This is a genomic window from bacterium (assembly GCA_040756715.1).
In the GTDB taxonomy this organism is placed as follows: domain Bacteria; phylum UBA9089; class UBA9088; order UBA9088; family UBA9088; genus JBFLYE01.
This window is the reverse complement of the sequence record JBFLYE010000124.1, coordinates 989-11,748: the sequence shown is the minus strand read 5'-3', so window position 1 is coordinate 11,748 and position 10,760 is coordinate 989. Positions and strand designations below refer to the sequence as shown.

7 protein-coding genes are annotated in these 10,760 nt (G+C 36.4%); 2 read left to right on the top strand and 5 right to left on the bottom strand.

The window, feature by feature from the left end; genetic code table 11:
• Both AB1397_04810 and AB1397_04805 read left to right on the top strand, forming a co-directional pair.
• Window positions 1–3,882: T9SS type A sorting domain-containing protein (locus AB1397_04810; protein ID MEW6482304.1), on the top strand; the 3,882-nt coding region annotated here is incomplete at its 5' end.
• The gene (locus AB1397_04805; protein ID MEW6482303.1) at window positions 3,879–4,829 is read left to right on the top strand and encodes a hypothetical protein; all 951 of its coding nucleotides are present in this window, start codon (window positions 3,879–3,881) and stop codon (window positions 4,827–4,829) included. The genes AB1397_04810 and AB1397_04805, both read left to right, overlap by 4 nt.
• 14 nt (window positions 4,830–4,843) lie before the next feature.
• On the opposite strand, the gene AB1397_04800 is transcribed toward AB1397_04805, so the two are convergent.
• The 5 genes from AB1397_04800 to AB1397_04780 all read right to left on the bottom strand — a co-directional run.
• Window positions 4,844–6,709 carry an O-antigen ligase family protein gene (locus AB1397_04800; protein MEW6482302.1) on the bottom strand — a complete coding sequence of 622 codons (1,866 nt, stop codon included), beginning with the start codon at window positions 6,707–6,709 and terminating at the stop codon, window positions 4,844–4,846.
• Entirely contained in the window at window positions 6,706–8,223 is a 1,518-nt protein-coding gene (locus tag AB1397_04795; protein ID MEW6482301.1) for a hypothetical protein, read from the bottom strand. Before AB1397_04795 ends, AB1397_04800 begins: the two co-directional genes overlap by 4 nt.
• Entirely contained in the window at window positions 8,224–8,937 is a 714-nt protein-coding gene (locus tag AB1397_04790; GenBank protein ID MEW6482300.1) for a pyridoxine 5'-phosphate synthase, read from the bottom strand. It abuts the gene before it with no gap.
• A gap of 3 nt (window positions 8,938–8,940) precedes the next feature.
• Window positions 8,941–9,336 (bottom strand): rRNA maturation RNase YbeY, encoded by a 396-nt coding sequence (gene ybeY / locus AB1397_04785; GenBank protein ID MEW6482299.1) that lies wholly within the window; start codon window positions 9,334–9,336, stop codon window positions 8,941–8,943.
• Window positions 9,311–10,760: HDIG domain-containing metalloprotein (locus AB1397_04780; protein MEW6482298.1), on the bottom strand; the 1,450-nt coding region annotated here is incomplete at its 5' end. The genes ybeY and AB1397_04780, both read right to left, overlap by 26 nt.

Here is a 10,760-nt window from a genome sequence, read left to right as displayed (position 1 = left end):
AAAATCACTCAGGAGGTGGAAAAATTTCCTGATATATTAGCAAGCCCAATCGCAGTAGATAAAGACTATGTCTGGTTTGCCACCTATAAAGGTGCTTATCGCTATGACAAGGCAAATGATACCTTTGAGCGTTTTGGGGAAGAGGTTGGTTTGGTAAATATTTATGCGGTAGCAGCAGATGAAAACTCTGTCTGGTTTGGAGGAGCTAATGGTGCTTATAGATATGATAAGATAAATAAAATTTGGAGGCATTATACCCCAGAAAATAGTAGGCTAGGAATTAGTTATATCGCCGAAATAGGAATAGATGCTGAGTCAGTTTGGTTCAGGGATGATTATAGTGCAACAAGGTATTACAAATATAGTGAGGATGGCAATAATATCCTCTTTAAGCAAGAGATTCCGATAAATATTGAAAAGGGCGAAACAAATAAACAAGAGATAGAGATTGGAACCCTTTCGGCAAAGGGGAAATTGTATCTGGAAGCCTCCTTAAGCTCATCCCTTTCCCAAAACATAGCCTTACCGGTTATTTACCCCTTCTACATCTTTCCCTCCGCAATTGAGCTTTTCCTTGCTCCAGATAAGAAGATATATTGGCCAGGTGAAATAATTACCATCTTTGGGACAGTGAGCAATAAGGGCACAGTTTCCGAAGAATTAAACTTAAACTTAATGTGCAATAATGAGCCGTTGTTTACCGCTTCATTTACCTTATCTCCCCAAGCAAGCTATTTGTTTGTGGCAACAAAAACCGCAGATTCGTCATTTATGCTTAAAGGGGAAGTAAAGGAGGTTAAAATTAGCGAAAGAATAATTGTTGAGCAACCAAGCCTTGATGTTTCTATAATCTCCTCTGAGGTTGTAGGAAGGGGAACACAAAGCCTTTCTATTTTATTTAAGAACAAGGGAAAAAGAAGGATAGACCTGGATTTTTCCCTTAATCTTCAAGGGCTAATCACAAAGGGAAGTATAAGCATTGAGGGAGGAGAAAGCAAGATAATAGAACAATGGTTTAGTATTTTAGAGGATGGGACAATTACCGTAGTTCTCTCGGGTGATGTGGTAGGAATCTGGACTAAGTTTGTAGAATTTGGGGAAAAAGTGGAACTTTCTCTAAATCCCGAGCCAGTATATCCTTACCCATTTATTGAGCTTCCCTTTGCTTTAGAAAATAAGGGGAAGATGGATTCGGAGTTTGAGGTTAGTTTTAAGCTTGAAAAAGAAGGCAATAAAAAAGCCTTTGGAAATAATTGGTGCAAAGCAGCAAAGATTATTATAGGCACAGAGGCACAGAGGCACAAAGGCACAAAGGAGGGAAAGAAGTCAAAGGTTAAAATTCAAGGGGATTCTGTTTTGCTCATCCAGCCATTCTTTGTGCAAGCAGGTAGTAAAATAGAAGGGACACTAGTCTATGAGCTTTCCACAGGAACATACAAGCTCTCTTATGATTACTTTAGAGGCACAGGAACAAGGCAATTTAAGGTAGCAAAGAATAATCTTGCCAGAATAGAGGATATGGTTTTAGGAAAAGAAAATGAAAAGATAAAGGTTGATGTTTTTGTTTCAAATCAAGGGGGAAATGATTTTATGGGAAATTTAGCCCTTTCTTCCTCATTCTTTAAACAAGAAAAGGCAATAGAGATAAAAAAGGCAGAGAAAGGAACCCATACATTTCTCTTAGAGCCAAATGTATCAAAAGGAACCTATACCATAATGGGAGAGGTTCTTTATAATGGAGAAGGTATTTTTAAAAGGGAGGAAATATTTTCTTTAACCCCTGATTTCAGATTAAAGGAGCTTGCTTATCCAGGGTTAATCGTGGGTGAAATTGCCACCCTTACCTTTACCATTGAAAACATTGGATTTGTTGAGGATAGGTGCGATTTTTCTTTTGCCCTTTTAGACCTCATTGATTTTAAGGATTCCTTGTTCCTCTCTTCTGATTGCGAAAAAACAATAATGATTCCATTCTCTATTCCCGATGACTTTGAGGATGGGACATTTACAGGAGAATTAAGGATAAATGAAAAGAGGATAGAGATTCCCTTAAATATTAGGGGAATAAAGATTGGACTTCTTGCCTATTTAGACAAAATCCTCTACAAATTGGATGACCCTGCTACCCTTACTTTAAGGATTACCAACTTAAGCAAAATGGGAAGCCTATCAATGTTTGCTAAGGTAAGACTAAATGGATATGAAGAAGAAAGGGCATTTTCTCTTTATGGAAGCAATACCCTTACCTTTACCTTTAAGGTAACAGGTTTTTCAGAAAAGCTCTTCTATGGCATCTATACAAAAGAAGGAAGGGCAATACACCTTAATTCATTATACCTTAACCAGGAAAACGAGGTTATTTCCCTCTGGACTGATCAGGATGTCTATAAAATGGGAGAAACGATGACCATCTATGCAAAGGCAAATATACCAGGCACACTTACCATCAATGGTCTGGATTATTCCAGAGAAGAATACATTACCCAAACATTCACCGATACCTTTGTTTTGCCCAAAAATCTCTTTTCAGGCACCTATTACCTTTACTATAGCCTAGGAACCTATACCTTTGAAAAGCCATTTGATGTTTATGGGAAAGAGACAAGGGTAATTAAAGAAGAATTGGATAGAAAAGTTTATAAGAAAAAAGATACAATGGAACTTAGACTTATCTTCCTTTCCAATTTCTCAGATAAAGCAAGGATAAAGGGATGGATGGAAGACCCAAAGGGAAATTATAGCGAGGTATTTTCTGAAAATCTTTCATTTCAGGAGGGAAGGAATGCATTTAATGTAAAGGCGCCATTTCAAACCCAATATTCGGGAATGCATAAGCTTGTTTATGGGATATACCTTAAAGAGTCGGGAGTCAGGAGTCAGGAGTCAGGAGTCAAAGGTAAAGGGTCAAGGGTCAGAGCTCAAGGATTGGGGATATTGGAGAATAATGATGAGGAATTGATTGCCTATGGATATTGTTTCTTTGATGTAGAGGAAAATCCCTTACACCATTTAAGGATAGAATGCCCAGATACAATTACAACCTATATTCCCTTTACCCTTTCCATATTCCTTGAGGATTTGGATAAAAACCCCGTATTACTCCCAGATTCTAGTATATTAACCACCTCGCTTGGCACAATAACAATCCCGGCAAATGCTACCTATACCCAGGGAAGCTTTACTATCTTAAATTCTTTCAATTATGGAATAGCTACCCTTAGTGTATCACTGGGAACATCTACCTTAGAGAGGCAAATCTTTGTCTTAATAAATCCAGAAAGAGAACAAGCCATAAGATATGGAAACCTAACCCTTAAGGTTAAAGGAGCAGAAAGGCCATTCTATTTTAAAATTGATGATGTAAGCACAATATCTCTTTTATCCTCCCTTCCTAATCACCTTGGGATTTGCTATTCAATAAGGGCTTTTGGGACACAAGGTGAGATTTTTAGCCCATTTTTAATCATTCCCGAAATTCAGCTTGGCTCAATCACAGAGAATTTAAGGCTATATGTATTTAAAGAGGATATTTGGAAAGAGATTCCCTCCTATGTTTTAGGCAATACAATCTATGGAACGCTAACCCATCTCTGCCTTTTAGCCCCAGGATGTTTCCTGCAAAAACAAAGCCTTGATGGTGTAATTGTCTTTCCCAATCCCGCAAGGGTATATCGTGGAGAAAAGAGGGTCTATTTTTCTAATCTTCCCAAGGAAAGCACAATAAAGATATTCAATATTGCCGGGGAGTTACTCGAAAGATTATCTGAGGAAAATAACGAAGCAATCTGGGATGTAAGAGATATTGCCTCAGGGGTTTATCTCTACCTTATCCAAGATGTATCCTCTAACAAAAGGATAGGAAAGATTGGCGTGATAAAATGAGAATTTTATTTCTCCTCCTTTTTCTTGCCAGAGGTTTGCAGGCAATAGAATATCAAAAGGCATTTACCTATCGTTTAAGGAAGGGTGATTTAAAAGCAGGGGAGGCAATAGAGCATCTTAAGAAACTTAATGTTAATTACCTTGTCTTGGTATTTGAGCTTAAAAGCGACAAAGACTCACCCATAATCTATAAAGATAAGCTAACCCCAGATGATTCTTCTTTGAAGGATATAATAAAAAAGGCACATTCATTGGGAATGAAGACAGTCTTAAAGCCGCACATTTTTACAGATGGTTGGTGTGCATATATAAAGTTTAAAAGTGAAGCTAGCTGGCAAAGATGGGAGGAATATTATAAATATTGGATCTGCCATTATGCAGACCTGGCTGAGGAGTGTAATGCAGAGGGATTTGTGGTGGGAGCAGAATTATGGAGAACATCCCAGAGGGAAGATATGTGGAGAAATATTATCGCCCTTGCCCGAGAGAGATTTTCTGGGTTTTTAACATATTCTGCCTATTATCCAGAGATCCAAAAGATAAGGTTCTGGGATGCATTGGATTATATAGGAATCTGTCCATATTTTTCCCTTTCGCAATCTTCTTGTCCAACCCTTGCCCAATTAAAGAAAAAGTGGGAATATTGGCTTAATCTCATAGAAAAATGGCAGAAGAAGATAGGAAAGCCTGTTTTGTTCACCGAGATTGGATTTCCCTCAATTGATGGGGCAAGCATTAAACCATGGGCATTAGAAGATAAGGCCAGGGTAGATTACGATGAGCAAGCCCTATGCTATGAGGCAACATTTCAGGCTACAAAAGAAAGGAGCTGGATTTATGGGATGTATTGGTGGCATTGGGAGGAAAAGGATGATCCCTCTGGATTTACCCCTTTTAAAAAGCCTGCTTGTAAGGTGATAGCAGATTGGTATAAATGTCTTCCTTAAAGCAATTATCAATTTTAGAGATTTTTTGCTTCCAAGATTTTCAACCCAGAAATAGCCCTTTCACATTCAGGGTCTGCCTCAAGGGCTTTTTTATACTCCTCTTTTGCCTCTTTGAACATCCCCTCCCTCTGATATGTTTGAGCCAGATTGCAATGGCTATCTACGGAATATGGGTTTAACTCAATTGCCTTTTTGTAATTTTCAATAACCTTATCCATAGAGCCTCCCTCAAGGTAATAGGATATGGCAAGCACCGTATATCCTATATCAGAATTTGGATTTACAAAGATAAGCCTCTTTGCTATATCCCTTGTCTTTGAAATCCAGATTTTTGTATCTTTTTCCTGTTGGGCTGCAGAAAGATAAAGGCTGTTTAGCTCCTGAAGGTATTGAACATCATAGGGGTATACCCTTAAAACATCCTCACAAGCCTTAATTACATCCTCCAAAGGCTTTTTATCCCTTATATCGTATACAACCCTATATAGCCTATCTGCCCGATATGGCTTGCTAAGAAAGAAAAGAAGAATCATTGTAATTATGGATATTAAAAAAACAAAGAAAATCTTGCTTTGGGGAATTCTCTTTAAAAAGGGCTTCTTTTGTTGTTTTGGTTTGTAAAAAATGGCAACTGAGCCGGTTAAAACCCAAAATAATAAAGATGTTGAATGGACACCAAAGGCAAATTGATTTGAGGCAATATAAGAAAGCCAGGATAAGCTAATTCCAGCGATGAGCCATTTATCTTGAAATGTAATCAGGGCCTTGATAGAAAGAAAAACAAAGACAAAAATAATCCAAAGATATGCCAATAACCCCAATATACCCCTTGTTGCTAAAATATCCAAAAATTCATTGTGTGTGCTTTCCGCTGTAGCATATACCCCTACTTTTCTTACCGTATCAAGTGTTCTATACTTTGGATATGAAATTGGCATTGTATCTGGACCTGTTCCAAATAATGGCTTTTTTAAAACATTCCTTAAAACATCCCTCCATATAGCAAGCCTTACTCCCGCAGAGCCCTTTATTTCAATTTGAGCATTAGCTGCCTTAGAAACCTCTCCAAAGAACCTTCCCATGATTGAATTAGAAGAAAAATTTGAAATAATGGTTATTATTGCAACAATTATGAGGCTTATCCAAAATTTTTTATTATTTTTTCTTAAAAATAGAAAGGCAACAATAAAGACAAGGTATGAAAAAATAAAGCCTAAGAATGGACCCCTGCTTTGCATCATAAATGATGCGAGGTAAATTATGGATGAGGCGATAAGGAAAAACCAACCTGCAATACCCTGATAATGAAAATAAAGACACAGGGTGATAAAGAATGACATAACCAGATAGGTAGCAGCAAAGATAGGGTTTCCCATAAAGGATATAACCCTTCCACCTCCCTCCCTCTCGGGAAAGAAAAAATCCATCCCTTGATATTGAAAAATTGCATATATTCCCGAAATTACCCCAATAATAGCAATTATTTTGATAATTTTCTTTAAATAGGAAATATTGCAAAGATGGATAACGGCCAAAGCAATGACAATGTAGCTTATCTGGGTAAGAAGCCCTTCATAGCTTTTGTAGAAGCCAAATAGGCTAATTATTGGAGCATCTGATGTGATGGTTGAGGTGATATTAACCAGGAGCCAAAGAACAATTGGAAAATTAAGGGGATTTTTGAAAAATTCACATTTTCCTTTTAAAACAATAAGAGAGAACCATAACCCAAGGATGATAAAGGCAAAAATCCAAAGCCCTGATGCCTTGCTTATATCATATATCCCAACAATGTTTTTGTCAAAATATAGAGAGACAACCACCAAAGAGCTTGCAATGGTAATCTTTATTGCCTTTTCTAAATAGCCTATTGCTTTCATTTTAAATTTAAATTTAGCCCAAAATCTCCCTTTGTGTTTATTTTAAAATCTAGGTTAACACAATGGAGGGCTTTCATTATAAGAAGCTCAACATAATCCTCTCCACCATTATATCCGGTAAGCTTAAATGAAAAATCTTCGCTTTTTCTTAAAAAAATAGATGAGGCTATAAAATCTTCTTTCTTTTCCAATATTTCCCAAAATAGGTCTATAGCGTATTTTTCCTCTTGAAACCCCATATTTAAAGAGGCATTAATCCTATCATTCTTATACCTTCCGTCAAAGATAAAGGAAAATCTCCCTTTTTTTGTAGAAAATAGAAACATTATATTATCAAATTCTTTATCTTTTAGCAAAAATTCTCCCTCAATGCTTCCCATTACATTAGAAAGAAATCCTTCTATGAGAAAAGGAATCCTATCTTCCTTATCTTCCCTTAGGTATCCAAGATCAAACTTTACATTCTTATTTTGAAGCCTTATATTGGAAAGGGATGAGAGAGAATAGCTACCCCCATCTTTTACTTTGAAATCAAAGGTTTGAAGAAACGGTATCCCTCCTATTTTAATTTGCTTTGAAATTCTTGGATTTATGGTAAAATTTTGGCTATAGATATCTTCTTTAACATTCTCTCCAGAAATATCAAGGCTTGCTACCACTCCTTTAATGTTTGTTCCTCTAAAGAATAAATTTCCTTTTGGAATATATTTTGTTTTTTTTGAGAAATAATCATCTTCCTCAAAAACAATCCTTCCTAAAGAAGAAGAGCCGCTTTTCTCTAACATAAAATAGCTCTTTGTCTTGTCTTTTATCTCACCCTTAAGATAATCGTAGGATACAAGGCGATCAAAAGATTTTTCTATTCTTATGCATCCATCTTTTTTTTTATAAAAGGAATCCAAAACATACCTTTCTTTACTAGAATAACCAAGAAATGATTGGCTCTCTATCCCAAATCCAGCCCCCTTTTTTTGATAATAATCAAGAAGAAATCCTATTTGTTTTTCTTTTAAAGAATAATTATACCTTGTCTTTACAAAAATGCCAAGAGAATCAGACCTTCCAATGCCAATGCTATAGGGAGAATCTTTAGCTTTCAACGGATAGGAATAGAATGGGATATAGAAAATAGGAAAATTCCCTATCCTTAAGGTAATATTGGATGCCCTTACAATCTTTGGACCTATTGTAATATTCTTTGAGCTAAGGCGATAATGAGGGTTTCTATTAGGGCAGGTGCTAAACCAACCATTTTCTATGGTTATTCTATTCTTCTCTTTCTTTATTTTTTTTCCAAAGAATTGAAAGTTTTCTGTAGAGAGGTAACCAGAGAAACATAAAATTTCATCATCCTTTATTTCAATAGCATCTGAGGTTATTTTTATATCCTCAAAAACAAGGGTTGTCTTTGAGGATGCAGAAATTAAACCATCCCTATATTCAATCCTATCTCCTTCAATAAGAAGCTCTTTGGAAAAGATGGGTAAAGAAAGGAGGAGGAAGAAAAATATCACTTAATTGATAAGCTTAAGCATAGACCTTACTGCCTCTTGAATGCCAACCAGGGATGCTTTGGCAATAATTGAATGGCCAATATTGAGCTCTTCTATTTGGGAAATTTTGGCAATCCTTGTAACATTTTGGTAATTTAAGCCATGACCTGCATAGACAGAAAGACCTAGCTTTTTTCCTGCTTCTGCAGAAATTCTTATCCTCTCAAGCTCATCCTCTATTTCATCTTGACTTTTTGCATTTGCATACATCCCTGTATGAATTTCTATAGCATCTGCCTTGCATTTATTAGCTGCCTTTATCTGGTCAACCTCAGGATCAACAAAGAGTGATACACTTATTCCACTCTCCTTAAGAATAGAAATTAATGGCTTGATAAAATCAGCTCCAGAAATAACATCAAGGCCTCCCTCTGTGGTAAGCTCCTGCCTCCTCTCAGGAACAAGGGTTGTTTGGTCTGGCTTTAAGCTTCTTGCAAACTTTACCATTTCATCGGTTGCTGCCATCTCAAGATTAAGCTTTCCCCTTACAACCTCCCTTAAAATCCTGCAATCCCTCTCCTGAATATGCCTCCTATCCTCCCTGAGATGGACAACAATTCCATCTGCACCTGCCAATTCTGCTAATATTGCAGCAGCTACAGGATCTGGCTCAAAGCCCTTCCTTGCCTCCCTAAGGGTTGCAATATGGTCTACATTTACACCAAGCTTTATCATTTCTTAAACCCTCCTAAAATAAAATTCCTCTTTTTCTCTCATTTCTTTTGAATGATTATAACCTAAAATATGAAGCAAGCCATGAATAAGGAGAACACTAATTTCGCTAATAAAAGAAATTCCATATTCAATTGCTTGTCTCTTTGCTGTATCTGTTGAGATGATAACTTCTCCTATAGATTCGCTTAATTGAAAAGATAAAACATCGGTTGGTTTATCCTTTCCTAAAAACCTTTTATTTAATTCTTTCATCTCATTATCATTTACAAAAACAATACTTAATTCGCCCCCCCTTCCTTCCTTCTTAAAAACCTCCTTTGCCATAGCCTTTATCCGCCTAATTGGAAGCCCCATTCTTTGTCGATTAGCTACATCAACCAATAGCCTTTGTTTCATCATTAAGGTCCTTTGCATGAAATAAGGTAGTAAGGATATTTATAAAGCTTTCCTCTATAATCTTTAGCTCCTTAATTGTAAGGGGTGCTTCAAGGAGCTCTTGAGAGAACATTTTTTCATCTATTACCCCTTTTACAATTTCTCTTATTGCCTCGGGTGATGGCTTTTCATATGCCCTTATTTTTTCATCAATTAAGGAGGCAAGCATAACAATGGCAGATTCCTTTGTATTTGGTAAAGGTCCAGGGTATCTTTCATCGCCAATCTTTGATGTTCCATGATGGGATTGGATTATCTCTATAATTTCAGAGGGAAGGTGCTTTATCTTTGCAATACTTACGCCCCTTTCAATATGGGATTTCAAAATAGCAGGGGATGGAATTTCCTTTTTCTCCTTCTGATTTTCAGGAAAGTATTCGGGATTGAAAATCTTTCCAATATCGTGATAGTAGCTTCCTGTCCTTGCAAGGATAGAATTTGCACCAATGCACAAAGCAGCATCCTCTGCCAGGGTTCCTGTAATAAGTGAATGGTGATATGTTCCAGGTGCTTCCAGAAACAGGTCTCTTAAAAGTGGAATATTAAGGTCAGAAAGCTCAAGGAGTTTAAAATTTGTAGAGAAGAAAAGCTCTAACATATAAAGGGCTCCAAGGGTTACAAAATAGACAATAATTGCATTAAGAAAAGAAAAGACAAGCTTTGCCCTTAACGGCTCTTCTAAAAGAAATAGGGCTAATAAGATATTACATAGAAAAATACCTAAACAAACCTTAATAAGAGAAGCCCTTTTTCTTGCTAAGGGGAGGAGGAATATAGAAAAAAGCCCACAGCTTAAGAAGAATAAGAGAACATTAAGCTTTAATCCAAACCCAAAAGAAATAAGAATGCTTAAAATAAATGTAAAAAATAGGGAAAGAAGGGATGAAGATAACAATGCCAGAAGAAGAGAAAAAGAGCAAAATGGAAGATACATCCAAAAATCTGACCTCCATATTGCAAGGCATTTTGCAAAGGCAATTATAAAAAGAGAAACAAAAGAAATGGCTAAAATTTTCTCTTCCTTTAGACCTTTTTGATATTTAAGAATAAAAGCAATGATGAAGGAAATGGACAAGATAAAGATGAGTATAAATCTATAAAGGCTTTCTTTACTTATGCCCTTTGAAATTTGGGCAATAGCCTTAAATTTTGCCTCAGTTAGTGCATCTATCGCCTCTCCTTCAGAAATTATTACATCCCCCTTTTTTACAAAAACCATTATTGGCTCTATCCCTTTCTTTTCATCCATCCTTTTTTTTGTTGCATCTTTGTCAAAATAGAGGTTTGGCATAATATAAGAGGATGCTATTTTCCAGGATAGAGAATCAATATTTGTAGGCTTTCTGGGAAGAATTTTTAGCTCCTTCAAACTAGAGCTTTTTATCTTA

What these genes read in the sequence shown, in the direction of transcription:
- ybeY (MEW6482299.1), bottom strand. Translation starts at nt 9,336, where the DNA reads ATGATGAAACAAAGGCTATTGGTTGATGTAGCTAATCGACAAAGAATG.
- AB1397_04800 (MEW6482302.1), bottom strand. Translation starts at nt 6,709, where the DNA reads ATGAAAGCAATAGGCTATTTAGAAAAGGCAATAAAGATTACCATTGCA.
- AB1397_04790 (MEW6482300.1), bottom strand. Translation starts at nt 8,937, where the DNA reads ATGATAAAGCTTGGTGTAAATGTAGACCATATTGCAACCCTTAGGGAG.
- AB1397_04805 (MEW6482303.1), top strand. Translation starts at nt 3,879, where the DNA reads ATGAGAATTTTATTTCTCCTCCTTTTTCTTGCCAGAGGTTTGCAGGCA.